The organism is Pseudoalteromonas peptidolytica (genome assembly GCF_012641745.1).
GTDB classification, from domain to species: Bacteria; Pseudomonadota; Gammaproteobacteria; order Enterobacterales; family Alteromonadaceae; genus Pseudoalteromonas; species Pseudoalteromonas peptidolytica.
The window spans coordinates 21,113-37,730 of the sequence record NZ_WEHZ01000021.1; the positions used below are offsets into that span (position 1 = coordinate 21,113).

Below are 16,618 nucleotides of genomic sequence, written 5' to 3' on the forward strand. Positions count from 1 at the left end.
GATTAGCACTATGCTGTCGATGCGTCATCTCTCAAAAGCTTATCATACTGACACCATAAAAACTCAAGCGTTACAGCCATTTGACCTTACAATTGAGCAGGGTGAGTTTGTGGCAATAATAGGCCCTTCTGGTTCAGGTAAAACCACCTTCTTGAATATTACAGGGCTATTGGAAGATTTTTGTGAGGGAAGTTATGAGCTCGATGGCGTTAATGTTGAACACTTAAGTGATAAAGCAAAATCAAAGCTGAGAAATGAAAAAGTAGGATTTATATTTCAGAGCTTTAACTTAATTCCAGAGCTAACTCTCTATGACAATGTAGATATGCCGCTACGTTACCGTAAATTATCTTCAAAAGAGCGCCATGAACGTATTATGGATGCGCTTGGGAAAGTGGGGCTGGCATCGCGCAGGGATCACTACCCAGCACAGTTATCTGGTGGGCAACAGCAGCGGGTTGCGATAGCACGGGCAATTGCAGGTAAACCATCATTTTTGTTAGCAGATGAACCAACGGGTAACTTAGATAGCAAAATGGCAGAAGGGATCATGGCATTACTTGAAGATATTAATGCCCAAGGCACCAGTATTGTGATGGTTACCCATGACCCTAATCAAGCAGCCAGAGCACAGCGGGTTATTGAGATCCGCGATGGTATATTGAGCGAAGGTAAGAGAATTGAAAAAGCGATAGCGTAAGGAATAACTATGCTTGGATATTATCTTAAATTAGCGTTTATCTCTTTAAAAAAGACGCCGTTTTTGTCCTTCTTAATGATTATCACTATTGCTATTGGCATTGGCGCTGCAATGACGACGTATACGGTAAGCTATTTGCTGGCGAAAGACCCGATCCCTTCCAAGAGTGAAAAATTATTTAATGTTCGTCTGAATAGCTTTGGACCAGATAAGCCATTTAATATTGCCAAAGGTAAGGAAGTCCCTCCAACGATTCTTACTTACCAAGATGCAATGAATTTGCAAAATGCTCAGCAAGGTGTGCGACAGACCCCACTTGGTAGTTTTAAGATGATGACTCGCGGCATTACGCAACCTGTCACTGAAGCAAAAATGACTGCCATCAGAAGTGCATATCGCGATATGTTCAGCATGTTTGATGTACCGTTTAAATTTGGCGGGGCATGGGATGAAGTTGCTGATAAAGAAGGATTACAAGTTGCAGTGATTAGCCAAGAGTTGAATGACAAGCTGTTCCTTGGAGAAAACTCAGTTGGTAAGTCTTTACTTATTGGTGAATCCTCTTATCAAATAGTTGGTGTGACTGATGATTGGTATCCTATTCCAAAGTTTTTTGACTATCGAGTGAGAGCATATAACAAACCAAGAGATATTATTATTCCATTTAATACTCAAATTAATAATGAGTTGTGGACAAGTTCAGACGTCTCATTCTTATGCTGGAAAGAACCATCTGACGATTCTTTTTCAGCAATATTAGCATCAGAATGTGTGTGGGTTTCATATTGGGTGGAGCTAGCGTCTGAGGCGGATCGAAGTCGCTACCTTGATTTTTTGCACCGCTACTCGATGGAGCAGCGAGAGTACGGACGTTTTCTTCGCGAGCCACTACATCAGTTGTTCAACGTCAAAGAAGATCTAGTTGATAGAAAAGTACAGAAAGAGGACGGCAATATAGCACTATGGCTTGCGTTTGCGTTTCTTGGTGTATGTTTACTCAACTGCATGGCGATGATGGTAGCAAAATTTCACACTAAGACAGGTGAGGTTGGTTTACGCAGGGCTGTTGGTGCATCTAAACAAGATATTGTCGCGCAATTTTCCATCGAGACTTGCATTGTGGGACTGCTTGGCGGTGGTTTAGGGTTGTTGCTGGCACAATTTGGTTTGGTGGTAACGGCTCAGCTCTATAGTCATCTATATGCCGAAATGTTAGAAATGACATTTGGTATTGTGGTGATGACTATTGTATTGGCTATTACTAGCGCGATGGCTTTTGGCTTGTTACCTATTTTGCATGCAGCAAAGGTGCAACCATCTAGTCAGCTGAAAAGCCTATAGGAGCCTATATATGAAAGACTTACTACCAATTTTAAAAACCTTTAGAAAAAATAAAGTCTCTCCTTTGCTGCTGATACTTCAGATAGCCTTAACTTTTACCATTCTAGTGAATGCCATTTTTATGATGGTAACAAAAGAAAATGAGCTAATTCAGCCAACAGGATTAAGTGAGAGTCAGCTATTTAGTTTCAGCACAAATCTTGAGGGAAGTGACGAAGAAAAACACGCAGCATTAGATACCGATTTAGCTGATATTCAAGCGCTGGCCAGTGTTGAGAGCGCAAGTACCATCACCAGTTTACCACTGACCAATTGGGGTCGCTCGCTTGCGGTTGGCTTAACTCCAGAGGATGAAGATAGAGTCACGCATGCAGGGTATTATGGGTCGGATGAAACGGTGGTTGATACGCTCGGGCTTAGGGTTGTTGCAGGAAGAAGCTTGCAGCATAACGATGTGGTGCACAAATATTTTGATGGCCATACAGCATCAGCAAGCGTGCTGATCTCGCAAGACCTTGCTTATAAAATTCGCCCTAATGATTGGAGTAGTGTGGTTGGTGAAACCATATACGTACAATCTGTACCTCAAAAAGTCGTTGGTATCGTCGAGACTATGAAATCTCCATGGCGGTTCTGGTATGCGTATGATATGGCTGTGATCAGTTCAGTAAAAGAGCATTATGAGCAAAGTATTATTGTAGTCAGAGCCGTGGAGAGCCAAAGAGAGCAAGCGATGAGCGAAGTGCATCAGCTTTTATTCAAAAAGCCAGCAAGGCAAGTGGATAACTTTAAGTCATTCGAACAGATAAAAGCCGAGAATTTGCAAGCTGACTATGCGGTATCCCAAACCCTAAAAGTGGTGATAGCGGCACTAGCATGCGTGACTATTTTGGGCATTTTTGGCCAAGCACGATACACAGTATTAAAGCGCAAAAAGCAAATAGGTACGCGTAGAGCGCTAGGTGCGACACAAGGTGATATTCTGCGTTATTTTATGATTGAAAACGCAGTTGTATCATTACTTGGTGTATTGCTCGGTACAATTGTTGCTATTATTGCAAACATCTATTTGGTCAATTATTTTGGGCTAACGAGTGTGCCAAGTGATTACTTAATTAGCGGTGCCATTGTCATGGTTATTGCAGGCCAACTAGCTGTCTACTACCCAGCAACGACAGCTTCTAAAGTACCACCGGCAATAGCAACTCGTGCTGCTTGATTGTTGGCTAGATAGGTATAAAGTGACGAGCTATATATTACGACCCTCATGATTTTGCTAGAATACAGCATGGAGGCTTGAAAATATTATGCTTAAAATCTCAAATAACGTTACGCTTGCCCCTTGGGAGATAGACATTACAGCTATTCGAGCTCAAGGCGCTGGTGGTCAAAATGTCAATAAGGTGTCTAGTGCCATTCATTTGAGGTTTGATGTGAATCGCTCTACTTTGCCCGCTTTTTACAAAGAACGCTTACTTGCGCTAAAAGACTCAAGGATCACCAAAGAAGGCGTAATTGTATTAAAAGCCCAGAGCTTTCGAACCCAAGAGCTGAATAAAGAAGATGCCTTGGCGAGGCTTAAAGCGCTTATTCTAGAAGCAACTAAAGTTGAGAAAGCCCGTAGAGCCACTAAACCAACAAAAAGTGCTCAAAAAAAGCGATTGAATCAAAAAACCAAACGCGGTCAAACCAAAGCGTTAAGAGGCTCGGTAAACTGGTGAGGTAAAGGCTCACCAGAGCCAATTCTATCTCGACCTTTGAAAGTTTGCTCTCAATAAAGACTGGTTTTTATGTTTATTCATTTTGTATATCGTGAGTTAGTGCACTCCTCACCCAAGCCTTAAACTGTCTAAGTTTCAGATAATCAATGCCTCTCTAGCAACCGATTTAAAATGTAAAAACGTCCTCAAACTTTTCACCATTGTTTAAGCGTTCTAAATTTAATACCAATTTTCTTAATTAAGTGGCCTATTTTGAGGGAAGAAAACCTTGTCGATAACCCCGCTACCGCGTCCTGCTATCGCCAAGGTACCTACCTTTGTGTAGGCAAGGCAAAAATTTTGCTATTTAGTTGTTCTAAAAAGAAATTTTTAACGCTGTTAGCGTCAGATTTACTCCTTCAAATTGAGCAAGTATTAAGTCAAATTGGTATAAGTAGAGATCTTTTGGCTTTAAAGGCTCGATTGTTATTCTATCGCTGTTAATTTGTAATTAATTTTAACCTTTTATTTTTCAATGTGATAGAGATTTTTTCCTATATTAATACAAAACAGCAGTTTACTTTTTGCACTGAAATGTTAAAAAGTAACAATAAGATTTATTTTTTGTGTTAGTAAGTAACACTCGCTGCGCAGCCTTGGTAGCACGTACCGCAGTTTTAAGTTTCTCAGAGTCGCAATATTAATAACGGCTCTGCTACTGGTTTAAAAAAAGAAAAGGAACAATAAAATGTCAAACCTAGTCACTGATATTGGTAAACACAACCCAAAGCGTAGTAAGTTGAGTGTCGCTGTATCCTCCATATTATTTGGACTTACTCCTTTTTGGGTTCTCGCTGAAACTGCGGCAAAAAATGACAGCGATGTCAGTATTGGGTCGCAAAACGAAGCTATTGAAGTTATCGAAGTGCGTGGGATCCGAGGTAGCATTAATAGTGCGCAAAACATCAAGCGTTTTGCTGACACCGTAAAGGATGTAATCACAGCTTCAGATATTGGTGCATTACCCGATAAATCAGTGACAGAGGCATTACAACGAGTTCCCGGTGTGACCATAGAGCGATTTGCATCATCAGATGACCCTAAGCATTATGCTGATGAAGGTACTGGCGTATTGGTTCGGGGTTTGGATAGAGTTCGATCTGAGGTGAATGGCAGAGATGCTTTTAGTGCCAATCCCTCAGGAGGGTTAAGTTATGAAGATTTTCCTGCCGAGCTACTCGGTGCGGTAGAAGTGGTTAAAAACCAAACTGCGGATCTGATCTCCGGTGGTATATCCGGCACGGTAAACCTCATTACACGTAAACCATTTGACTCTGATGAGCAGCTTATTTCCTTTAATGCAAAAGCGAACTATGGCGATTTTAGAGATGAAGTAACTCCCTCATTTTCTGCACTTTTCTCAGATAGTTGGGAAACCAATGGGGGCAAATTTGGGTTTCTTATTGCGGCTTCTACATCAGAATATCAAACTCGAGGCGATGGTGTTGGCTTAGGTAATTTCCACTCCCGAGGGGATTCCTTTGTTCCTACCTTAGATCAATGGGGTGGCATAATAGGCGTTGACCCCTCATCTCCTGTAGATGGCCCCGCTTTGCCTGGGCAACCTGAAGGTAGCGTTTGGCATGTGCCTGTCGCTATACATATGAGCACTGCGACGAATGACCGCAAAAGAACAGGTGTTACGTCATCGCTACAGTGGGCAAACGCTGATGAAACCATTGTTGCAACCATAGAGCATATTTATTCTGAGGCATCGCTTGAATGGAATGAACGTCAAATAGGCCAAGCGGCGCAAGGATTTAAAAGTTATATGGGCTCGTCACAAAATTGGATGGACGATGTGGAAAATGGCTTCCCACTTACCACCGAAGGTGGCTTTGTGACATCGGGCATTGCGTTAGGTGTGAGTCCAGAAACTCCATTTTTTTACCGTAGCCGCTGGAACTATAATGAAAATACAGTCAAAGACACCTCATTTAAGTTAACCCTAAAGCCAATAGACAGGTTAACGGTAGAGTTTGACTATCAACGCATCGACTCTGATAAAGACGTACAAAATTACAGTATGTCAGGACAGACCCGAGGCAATCATGTTCATGTTGTTGCGCCTTACTTCCTAGATATGCGTGGTTCAAGACCTACCGTAGAGTTTCTAAGTGATAACCTGCTCACTGCTGGCTGGTCACCGAATGAAGATTGGAACGGACCTGTGCCTAACGTCTTTTTAGGCAGTGGCATGGAGCAGGTTGAGCGAAATACGGCAGAGTCAGATAGCTTTAAATTAGATTTTAAATATGAACTTGATGGTCACTTTACCAGTGTAAGTTCAGGTTTTTATATGTCAGATAAAGACTTAACCGTTCGTGATACCGCCTATGAAGGCTGGTCTGCCATTGGAACACCATGGATCCAAGATGATCGTAATGCGGCAGCTGCTGTTAATCGTCCTGAGTTATTTGAACGTGTTGACTTTTCAGATTATTACGATGGGAAAGTACTCATGGGTACGGTCAATGACTTTTTATTTCCTCGAATGGAGCTGGTAAAGAATTATGCGGCATCTTTACGCCAAGGGTGTCGTGAGGGCTGGCATAATGCCACCATTAGTGCGGAAAATAATGGGGTATGTTCTGGCACTTATGTTCCTTATGAAGATAAACCTAATCGAGTAGAGGGACCTTTTGCTGCCTATAATATCAGTGCAACAAACGAGAAGCGCACAGAGTTTTATGTTCGCGGTGACTTTGACATTGAGTTTCAAGGTATTCCAGTTGTCGGTAATGTTGGCCTGCGTTACGTAAACTATCAGTTGGAGTCAACAGGTGCATTGGTTCAACCAGCATTAATTAAGCGAGGAGCAGAGGGCAGTTCATTAAATAACGTGATGCAGCAACCGCAATACAAGCGGTATTACGACATTGCTGGAGGTGAGTCGGAACTGAGTACGGTGGATGGTACTGACTACAGCGCAGTGTTACCCAGTTTAAACCTTAGTTTTGGCGTGTCCGAAGATGTAGTAGTGCGCTTTGGTGCGTCAAAAGCGTTGTATTATCCAAGCCTAGTAGCAGCAAGAAATATTAGTATTCTTAACTTGGATTATGTACCTGTGCTACAGACGCCTGGTGCAGATTACGATGAGGTCACAAATCCTATTATCGGGCTGGATGATATTAACCTGACGGCGCTTTCTGGTAATCCAAATATTGAACCTGAAGAAGCGATTAATACAGATTTAACCACTGAGTGGTATTTTGCTTCCGCAGGATACGTGACTTTGGGGCTGTTCCACAAAAAGTTAGATAACATTATTCGTGACCGAGCGTTCGACCTTGATGTGTCCTATGGCAGTGAAGAATACAATGTATCAGCCTATGGCCCTGCCAATACTGGCTCAGGTACTATCAAAGGGGTAGAGTTTTCTTACTCGCAATTTTACGACATGTTACCGGGGGCGTGGAGCGGTCTAGGACTACAATTTAATTTCACTTATATCGACCAAAACGGTTTGGAAGATCCAAACGAAATATCGAAAGGCACGCTAGGGTTTGACGAAGATGGCAACCCGCTAGATGATAACCGTAATACGTTTAGGGTTTTTAGTGGTTTGCCGCTACAAGGATACTCAGATCAAAACTTCAATCTCATTGGCATGTACGAATATGAAGACATCTCATTTCGTCTTGCTTACACATGGCGCTCAGAATATTTATTAACACTCAGAGAGTCTGAAGAGTATGTACCAGCATACGCAGAGGCGTCAGCGATGGTAGATGCAAGTCTCTACTACACCATTAACGATAATTGGAAAGTTGGCTTTGAGGCTAGCAATATTTTGGACACAGAGACCAAAACTAAATATCAAATGGATCAGAGTGGAACTAAGACACAAGCGCTCAACTTCACCACCGACAGACGCTTTGCTTTAAGTGTACGTGCCACTTTTTAACGCTGTGGCCTGGATTGGTATGAGCTAAGTAGGAAGCTAACTCAATGAAGAGAGTAATGACAAAGGGCTCTGGAGATCTAGACAAGTTAAACGGTAGCGGATGGGATATTTTGGCTGAAGAAGTCAGTTTGCCTGTTGCGGTAGTTAGGCAGCAGGCAATAACCCATAATGCCCATTGGATGGCACAGTTTACCCAAGTAAGTGGAGCTCTTTTGGCTCCTCATGGTAAAACAACAATGTCTCCAGCGTTATTTGGATTGCAAATAGCCCATGGTGCGTGGGCTATTACCGTAGCCACAGTAGCGCAGCTATCTGTGGCCGTCGCTGCCAAAGTGCAGCGGGTGATCTTGGCAAACCAACTTGTCGGTGTGTACCACTTTAAACAAGTTGCAAACATGCTCCGTGATACTGACGTTGAACTCTATTGTTTTGTGGACTCTATTGACAATGCCCAAGCACTTGGAGCCTTTTTTAGTACATGCTCGGTGCGCCTTTCCATTTTATTGGAAGTGGGTGTGATGGGAGGGCGTGCTGGTTGGCGTGATCTTAAGACGTTAGGGGAGCTAGCTGAAGCATGCCAAGTTTATCCTTATTTAAATATTGCAGGCATTGGATTTTATGAAGGAGTGATCCATGGCGATGATGCCAAGGAGCAAATCCAGCAATTTGTTGATGCGGTGATGAAAACGGCGAAGAGATTACAGCAGCAAGGTGTGTTTTCAGAGGCCTTGCCTATCATCTCGGGCGCAGGCTCTGCATGGTACGATGTTGTGGCAAGTACTTTTAATCAAAGTCCATATGCTGAGCAATTTCAGTTGGTACTGCGCCCGGGTTGCTACCTAATTCACGATACTGGTATCTATCAGGATGCTCAACATGCGGTATTGTCGCGATCCCAGCTTGCATGCGATATCGGTGATAGTTTGCAGTCAAGTTTAAGCATTTGGGCATACGTACTTTCTACACCTGAGCCGAACATGATAATCGTTGGACTGGGCAAAAGAGATGTGGCTTTTGATGCTGGCATGCCAACCTCTGAGCTGATGTATTCTGTACACGCAAAGCAGCTCCGAGAGATAAATGGCGCGCTTAAAGTGGAAAAAATCATGGATCAACATGCGCTGGTCAGTGTGCAGTCTGAATGTGAAGTGGTAGTGGGCGATATGATTTGTTTTTCAACATCCCACCCTTGCCTTACTTTCGATAAATGGCGGGAAATTGGCGTCGTTGAGCAGGACTGGGTGATCACTCATACTATTTCAACCTATTTTTAATTAATACCCAATTACTCCTTCAAATTGAGTAAGTATTAAGACAAATGGTATAAGGCGACGTAGTGGATATTATTAGCAAAATTAAAGAAGGTTTGGGTCATTTTAGTCCGGCTGAAGAGAAAGTCGCACGGTTGATTTTGGCTGAATTGACCTTTGCAGCGAGCGCTACTATTGGTGAGTTAGCAGAAAAAGCACAGGTGAGTCATGCCAGTATTACACGCCTTGCACGTAGTTTAGGGTGTCATAACGTACGTGACCTTAAATTTAAGCTTACGCAATCAGCGGCAATTGGAGAGCGCTTTACGAGTGCTGAGCCTATCGAAAAAGCAAAAATCTCTCAGGTTTATACCTCGATCCAAGAGATTTTGACCCTCAATGCTGGATTAATCGACGAAGCAACGGTAGAGCAAGCCAGTGAGATAATTTGTGCGACACGTCATTGCCTCATCTTTGGTGTTGGCGGTGGCAGTAGTTTGATGGCACAAGAGTGTCAAAATCGATTATTTCGTTTAGACGTGCTCAGTAATGCCCATTGCGACCCGATGATGATGCGCATGGTTGCTGCGACGGTAAACAAAGGAGATGTGGTGATTTGTTTATCGCTAAGTGGTGTCTCTCCTGATGTGAGAGATGCCGCCTTGATAGCGAAAGAATATGGTGCGCAAATTATCACAATTTGTCCGAACGGTGATTTAGCGAATATAGCTGATCACCATTTACCAATCAAAACCCAAGAAAGTGATTATATCTTCAAACCGAGCGCGGCACGTTATGTCATGATGGCTGCGGTAGATATTCTATCAAGCGAAGTTGCTATTCGTAACCAAAAGCGCTCAAGGGAAAAGCTCAGACGATTAAAGACTCAGCTAGATCAACATAGAGATAAAAGTAGTAACTCACCACCTGCTGATAAACGTTTTCCATTGGGGGATTAATGACTGGCGCTTCCAACTATGTGGATACTCTTATTCAGCGTGCAACGGTTTACTTTACGCCACACTCAGAGGCGCAAATAGTCGATGTTGCCATTGATGGAGATAAAATTGTTGCTTTCGGTGATTGTGCTCATGTTATTGCAAGAGAGTATATTGATGCCATGGGATTAGTGTTGGCACCCGGTTTCATTGATGTACATACTCATGATGATCTTGAGGTACTGCGAGCGCCGCACATGCTAAGCAAGGTAAGTCAAGGTGTGACTACGGTTATTGCTGGAAACTGCGGGATCAGTGCCGTGCCTTATAGTCCAACTTCTACACCCGTAGACCCAATTAATCTTCTAGGTGAAGGCGCTGAGTTTGTCTACTGTGAACTAAAAGATTATCAGCGGGCTTTCAGTGAAGCTGCGCCAAGTGTGAATTTGGCCATGCTAGTTGGACATACCACACTAAGGGCGCAGGTAATGGATGACCTATCTCACGCTGCCACGATACAAGAAATTAATCAGATGAAAGACTTATTGCACAAGGCAATGATGCAAGGGGCAATAGGTCTTAGCACTGGGCTTGCTTACTATAATGCCAAAGGGGCAGATAAAGCCGAAGTCAACGCACTGGCCGAGGTTGTTACACCATTTGGTGGCATCTATACCACACATCTGCGTACAGAGTTTCAGGGGGTGCTGCGGGCAATGGATGAGGCGTTTTCTACAGCTCAGCATGCCAAGTTACCGCTAGTTATTTCACATATTAAGTGTGCAGGCCAAGAAAATTGGGGAAGAGCGCCTGAAGTTTTAGCCCATTTTGAGCAACATCGGCAAACCCATCAAATAAGCTGTGATTGTTATCCTTATGCCGCAAGCGCTAGCACTTTAGATCTAAATCAAGTGACAGGTGATACGGATATTTTTATTACTTGGTCTGAGCCGTACCCTGAGCTGGCACAGCAGAGCTTGGCAGACATAGCCTTGCATTGGCAAGTATCGCAACTTGACGCCGCAAAACGTCTGCAACCCGCAGGGGCGGTGTATCATTGTATGTTGGAAGATGATGTGCGGCAATTTCTAAGTTACGAGCACAGTATGGTTGGCTCTGACGGCTTACCCTGCGATCCTCATCCTCATCCAAGGCTTTGGGGGACGTTTCCCCGAGTACTTGGACATTATTGTAGAGAGCAAAAGTCGCTGCCGCTGGCATTGGCCATCCATAAAATGACAGCGCTGCCAGCTGCCCGCTTTAAGTTAAAACAACGTGGCAGTATACAAACGGGTTACTTTGCTGATCTGGTTTTGTTTGATCCCAAGCGGGTGTTAGATCGAGCAAGCTACAGCAACCCAAAACAACTGGCGACAGGGATAGTGAAAGTGTGGGTGAACGGTACCCTTAGCTATGTGGAAGGCACGACACTAGATAACATCTGCGAATTTGGTCGTGCAGGGCGATTTTTAAATCGTTAAAACTCATTAAAATCATCAAGAGGTTAATATGACAATAAGAAGAATAGGTGCTGAGGGCGGTACAGGAACCGGAGGGCAACATTTACCCTTTGCACGAGCAGTTGAGGCTGGTGGTTGGCTTCAGGTTTCAGGGCAAACACCGATGCGAGATGGGGAAGTTGTCGAAGGCGGGATCGTTGAGCAGTCACGCCTAGCGATTGAAAACTGCATCGCGATCATGACTGAATCAGGCTATGGCCTTGAACATGTCACTCATGTGTCGGTGATATTAACGGATGCAAGATACTTCCAATCTTTTAATAAGGTCTTTGCTGAATACTTTTCAGCACACCCTCCTGCACGGATCTGTATGGTGGCTGATTTGGTCGTGGATTGCAAAGTAGAGGTTGACGTTACTTGTTATAAAGACCGACAGGCGTAGCCATACAAAGCAGCATAAGAGGGAAGAGATGATGGATAACCAGCAAATGTATTTGCTTATTTTTCTGTTGTACTTGTCGGTGATGATAATAGTGAGCTGGTTGACATCGCGATGGCAACGTTCAAATAGTGACTACTTATTGGCTGGGCGCAAAGTACCACTATTACTGACATTAGGTACAACCGTTGCCACTATGGTTGGCACTGGCTCATCGATGGGAGCGGTAGGGTTTGCTTATCAACATGGCTGGGCAGGCACGCTTTATGGAGTTGGTGGCGCAATGGGGGTTTTATTACTTGCCTGGTTATTTGCTCCAGTCAGGGCTGAGCGCTTTGCAACGATGAGTGAGGAGTTGGCAAGTTATGTTTGTAACCATCAAATGGTTAAAAAAATACTAGCAATATTGATTTATGCCGCCAGCGTTGGTTGGTTGGGGGCGCATTTAATTGGTGGAGGCATGTACCTTGCTTGGTTAACAGGACTTGATGAAACCAGTGCTAAGCTCATTATTGGGATAGGGCTTGCCGTTTATGTGACCTTAGGTGGGTATTCTGCAGTAGTATGGACGGATGCCATTCAAGCCATTATTTTATTCTCAGGCTTTTTGCTAATGAGTTATTTTGTTGTTGACGTGGTAGGCGGCTGGCAAAGTTTAACCAATGTGACGGTTGCCAAAGATGCGGGGCTATTTTCATATCAAAACATAGGTATGTTGCCAGCAATCTCCATGGCGCTTGCAGTACTGGTTGGCGTCTTAGCAACCCCCTCGTTTCGCCAGCGGATCTATTCGGCTAAAAGTATAACGAGTATTCGTACATCATTTTTTATCTCAGGAGTGCTTTATTTAGGGTTTTCGCTTATTCCTGCGGTGATAGGGATAGGAGCCTATGCCGTGAACGCGAATTTAGATAACCCTGCGTTTGCCTTTCCTTATTTAGCGTTGACGGCGATGCCCGTACTGATAGGTGGTTTAATTTTGCTGGCGGGGATTTCTGCAACGCTGTCGAGTGCCAGTTCAGATGCAATTGCTGGTGTGAGTGTATTGGTCTCTGACATCTATTTAGCGTGGTATAAAAGTAATATTACGCCGCGCAACTTGCTACTAACATCAAAAATAGCCATGTTAATTACAGTCTTTTTGGCATTATTTATTGCGGTGTTATCAAATAATATCATCAGCTATATCACCAAGATGATTTCGCTTGTATTGGCTGGGCTTTGTGTGATGGGAGTATTAGGGCGCTTTTGGAAAAGCTATTCCTGGCAAGGCAGTTTGGCCACTTTACTTGCTGGTTTTATTGCTGCGCTGCTTGTGGGGGCGAATAACAGCTGGTTGGCTTTTTTTGGTAACCCAATTATTCCGGCGTTGTGTAGTGCGCTACTATTTGGGGTATTGACGAGCATAGTGACCAAACCAAGAAACGCCGAGTTGTCAGAAGAGGTAAAAGTAACCTCATGAAGTCAATGATAAAACGGATAGTCTTTTTTGGTGAATGTATGGTGGAGCACAATGCTGATGGGGTGATTGCGTTTGGTGGCGACACTTTTAATACCGCTTGGTATTTGGCGCAATTACTCAGACAAGTCAAACATGACGAAATCACAGTAAGTTATGCTACTGCTTTGGGCACCGACGGTGCCAGTGCTGATTTGACCGCGATGCTATCAGCCGCTCATATTAATCAAGATTATATTATAGTCACACCAGAAAGTTGTTTGGGTGAATATTGGATATCTCTTGATGATAATGGTGAAAGGCGCTTTACCTTTGCCCGCGATAAAAGCCCAGTAAAAGCGTATTTCAATAGACAGCAACGCCTCATACAAGCACTACAAGATAAACAGGTTGATGCGATTTACCTCTCAGGGGTAAGTCTTGCCATTTTATGTGATTCACAAAGGCGATGTTTATTCCAAGCATTAGCCATGTTTAAAGAAGCCGGTGGCATGATATTTTTTGATAATAATTACCGCCAGGCGCTGTGGCCTAGCTCTGAGGCAAAGCAGAGCTATTTGGCTCTGATGCCACTAGTAGATATTGCATTTTTGACTGATGAGGATGAATATGCCGTATACGGCACGCAAGGCGTCAATGACATTATATCTTTGCACCAACAACGAAGCATGCAGCCGCAAATTTTAGTCATACGTCAAGGCGCAAAGCCATGTCTATTGGTTTCTTCTAATGATACTCCAGTCATTTATATTGCAGCGCAACATATAAAGCCAGCGTTTATTCTAGATACCTGTGGCGCTGGAGACGCATTTGCTGGTGGGTTTATGGCACAGTGGCTGTTAGGCACTGAGTTGCGTTCAGCTGCGCGTTTTGCTCACCGAGTGGCGGCTAAGGTTATTCAACATCACGGTGCGCTGATCCCTGAGCACTTACTACCGAGCCTAGAGACGCAGGAATGTCATTATGAAAATGCCCTTTAGTATTATCCTATTTAGCATATTGTTACCCATATTTGCAGTAGCGGCAGCGCCACTGCCACTTATGCCGATGCCAAAACAAATCGAAATGGGCACAGGCACACTCACGCTCAACAGCGAAGTAAAAATAGCAGTTCATGGTTTTGGATCACAGAGAAAAGCGTTTCAGCTTGCTAGAGTAGCGCAATACTTTGAGCGTATTGCAGGAAAGCCTATTGCTTTACGCGTTGTTGAGGGGGAGAAAGCAGATTTAACTATTCGTGTAAAACAGGCTGAAACCCAATTAAACATGCCTCAACTGGGGATGCCAGAAGACTACACGCTAAACATAGATAAAAATGGGATAACCCTATTGGCAACATCAGTTTTTGGGGCGCAACACGGCATCTCAAGCATACTGCAACTGGCGACGGGGGATCCTCTCAACCCGCTGTCGTTTCCCTATACCAGTATTTCAGATGCTCCGCGCTTTACTTGGCGAGGCCTGCTGATTGATAGCGTTCGTCACTTTATGCCAATTGCAACTATAAAGCGCCAACTTGATGGCATGGCTGCTGCAAAACTGAATGTATTACATTGGCATTTAACTGACGACCAAGGTTGGCGTATAGAAAGCAAGGTGTTCCCGAAGCTAACCAAAATGGCCTCTGATGGGCTCTATTACCGCCAATCTGAAGTTAAGGAAGTAATTGAGTACGCGAGCCTTTTAGGTATTCGCGTGGTGCCCGAATTTGGCATGCCTGGTCATGCGAGCGCTATAGCCGTGGCGTATCCTAAGTTAATGGCCAAGGTTAAATCGTATGAGATGGAACGCCACTGGGGCGTTTTCAAACCGTTACTCAATATTGCTAACCCTGAAGTGTATGTATTTATTGATAACTTACTGGCTGAAATGGTGAGTTTATTTCCTGATAGTTACCTTCACATTGGCGGTGATGAAGTTGAGCCTGCGCATTGGCTTGAAAATAGTGAAATACAGGCGATGATGTTGCAGCATCAGTTAAAAAACGGCCATGATCTTCAAAACTACTTTAATATACGTGTACAAAAGCTAATCGCCAAATATCAGCGAACGATGATGGGGTGGGATGAAATTTTTCACCCCGCACTGCCTAAAGATATTTTAGTACAGTCGTGGCGCGGTCATGACTCGTTAAATACAGTAGCAAAAGCTGGGTATGCAGGCATATTGTCAACGGGTTTTTATATCGATCAACCCCAGTATTCGTCATTCCACTACCGTAACGATCCGTTACCAGAAAAACCGCAAATTAACCTCACACAGCCACGTGTGATGAGTCTTGCCTTTACTGTTCCACGCTTAAAAGGCAGCGCAATTGAAGGAGAGTTGGTGGTGTTGGGTGAGCAGGTGCTGCTCAAGCTAAATAGCAATCTGCACCAATTGGTTAAAACGGATAAACCAATCACACATGAGACACAGCAATTTATCGCGACGATGGACAGCTGGATGGGGCCACTACAATTTGAGTTTAACCGAACCATAAACAGCGGTGCAGTCATGATAGGTAACAGCCGCTACCCTCTGACTATTGCAAGCATAAGTAACCCTGCCCCTGTAAATGTGTCGGCCTCACTTAGTCGTGATAATCATGCCCTGATTTTAGGGGGAGAAGCGACAATTTGGAGCGAAATGGTTACTGAGCATAATCTTGATGTCAGAATTTGGCCACGGCTTTTTGTTATCGCTGAACGTTTATGGTCTGCACAAAGCTTCACTGATAGCGACGCCATGTATTTACGGCTCGAGCATATTAGTGACTTTTCGCATCGCGTTATTGGGCTTAAGCATAAAGTGCAACAGCGCTTGGGTTTTAACTCACTAATTAGCACAACACTAGGTGAGTCAGAGCGTATTAAAACACTTGAGTTACTTACCCATATTGCACAGATTGTTGAGCCAAGTCACTACTACACACGTCATCATATTAAATTTTTACAGGACGAATATCATCAAAGAGCACCACTCAATCGGTTTGTTGACTATCTTGGCGTTGAAAGTCGCCAAGTCTGAGAACTTGACCAATTAGTTGAACGGTTTATTGCAGGAGATGTAGCTGCATTAATCCAAATTGAGAAGCAGTTACAACACTGGCAAATGAAGCTACAGGATGCAAGCTTATTACGGCATCGCCCAGAACTGACTGAAGTACACGCAACTACGCTCAAGGTATTGCAATTGATTGAGCTTAGCCAACACGTGCTGGAGGTGTGTAAAGGGGCTTTACAACCTTCACAAACTTCCAACTTAAATCAACAGTTATTGGCATTACAGAGCTTGACGGATGAAATCGTCATTACAGGTATTTATCCGATGCGAACGCTCTATCTTCATTGCCAATCAGTAAATAAGCATTGAATAGGAACAT

Annotated in this window: 13 protein-coding genes; all 13 read left to right on the top strand. The window is 43.8% G+C overall.

Annotated features, from left to right (window positions below; all coding sequences use genetic code 11):
* The first annotated feature begins 10 nt into the window (after nt 1-10).
* The 13 genes from F9Y84_RS14120 (at nt 11) to F9Y84_RS22230 (ending at nt 16,608) form a co-directional block, all read left to right on the top strand.
* A complete protein-coding gene (locus F9Y84_RS14120) occupies nt 11-700 on the top strand; it encodes an ABC transporter ATP-binding protein (RefSeq protein WP_125252560.1) in 690 nt (229 codons plus the stop codon).
* A 9-nt stretch (nt 701-709) separates the two neighbouring features.
* Nucleotides 710-2,041, top strand: coding sequence for an ABC transporter permease (locus tag F9Y84_RS14125; RefSeq protein WP_147390718.1), 1,332 nt, complete (start codon nt 710-712; stop codon nt 2,039-2,041).
* A 10-nt stretch (nt 2,042-2,051) separates the two neighbouring features.
* Entirely contained in the window at nt 2,052-3,260 is a 1,209-nt protein-coding gene (locus F9Y84_RS14130) for an ABC transporter permease (RefSeq protein WP_147390717.1), read from the top strand.
* Between the two features lie 88 nt (nt 3,261-3,348).
* On the top strand, nt 3,349-3,762 hold the full coding sequence (gene arfB, locus F9Y84_RS14135) for an alternative ribosome rescue aminoacyl-tRNA hydrolase ArfB (RefSeq protein ID WP_125252563.1): 414 nt from the start codon (nt 3,349-3,351) through the stop codon (nt 3,760-3,762).
* 727 nt (nt 3,763-4,489) lie between these two features.
* Nucleotides 4,490-7,708, top strand: coding sequence for a TonB-dependent receptor (locus tag F9Y84_RS14140; RefSeq protein ID WP_147389936.1), 3,219 nt, complete (start codon nt 4,490-4,492; stop codon nt 7,706-7,708).
* A 56-nt stretch (nt 7,709-7,764) separates the two neighbouring features.
* Nucleotides 7,765-8,982: an alanine racemase gene (locus F9Y84_RS14145; protein ID WP_225740828.1), complete on the top strand. Its 1,218-nt coding sequence runs from the start codon at nt 7,765-7,767 to the stop codon at nt 8,980-8,982.
* Nucleotides 8,983-9,044: 62 nt separating this feature from the next.
* Nucleotides 9,045-9,917, top strand: a complete 873-nt coding sequence (locus F9Y84_RS14150) for a MurR/RpiR family transcriptional regulator (RefSeq protein ID WP_147389934.1) — start codon at nt 9,045-9,047, stop codon at nt 9,915-9,917.
* Nucleotides 9,917-11,377, top strand: coding sequence for an N-acyl-D-amino-acid deacylase family protein (locus F9Y84_RS14155; protein WP_147389933.1), 1,461 nt, complete (start codon nt 9,917-9,919; stop codon nt 11,375-11,377). Before F9Y84_RS14150 ends, F9Y84_RS14155 begins: the two co-directional genes overlap by 1 nt.
* A 28-nt stretch (nt 11,378-11,405) precedes the next feature.
* Nucleotides 11,406-11,798, top strand: a complete 393-nt coding sequence (locus tag F9Y84_RS14160; RefSeq protein ID WP_147389932.1) for a RidA family protein — start codon at nt 11,406-11,408, stop codon at nt 11,796-11,798.
* A gap of 31 nt (nt 11,799-11,829) precedes the next feature.
* Nucleotides 11,830-13,257, top strand: coding sequence for a sodium:solute symporter family protein (locus F9Y84_RS14165; protein ID WP_225740829.1), 1,428 nt, complete (start codon nt 11,830-11,832; stop codon nt 13,255-13,257).
* The gene (locus F9Y84_RS14170) at nt 13,254-14,234 is read left to right on the top strand and encodes a sugar kinase (RefSeq protein ID WP_147389930.1); all 981 of its coding nucleotides are present in this window, start codon (nt 13,254-13,256) and stop codon (nt 14,232-14,234) included. Before F9Y84_RS14165 ends, F9Y84_RS14170 begins: the two co-directional genes overlap by 4 nt.
* On the top strand, nt 14,218-16,263 hold the full coding sequence (locus tag F9Y84_RS14175; RefSeq protein WP_225740830.1) for a family 20 glycosylhydrolase: 2,046 nt from the start codon (nt 14,218-14,220) through the stop codon (nt 16,261-16,263). Before F9Y84_RS14170 ends, F9Y84_RS14175 begins: the two co-directional genes overlap by 17 nt.
* Before the next feature lie 84 nt (nt 16,264-16,347).
* Nucleotides 16,348-16,608, top strand: a complete 261-nt coding sequence (locus F9Y84_RS22230) for a hypothetical protein (RefSeq protein WP_225740831.1) — start codon at nt 16,348-16,350, stop codon at nt 16,606-16,608.
* Nucleotides 16,609-16,618 lie beyond the last annotated feature (10 nt).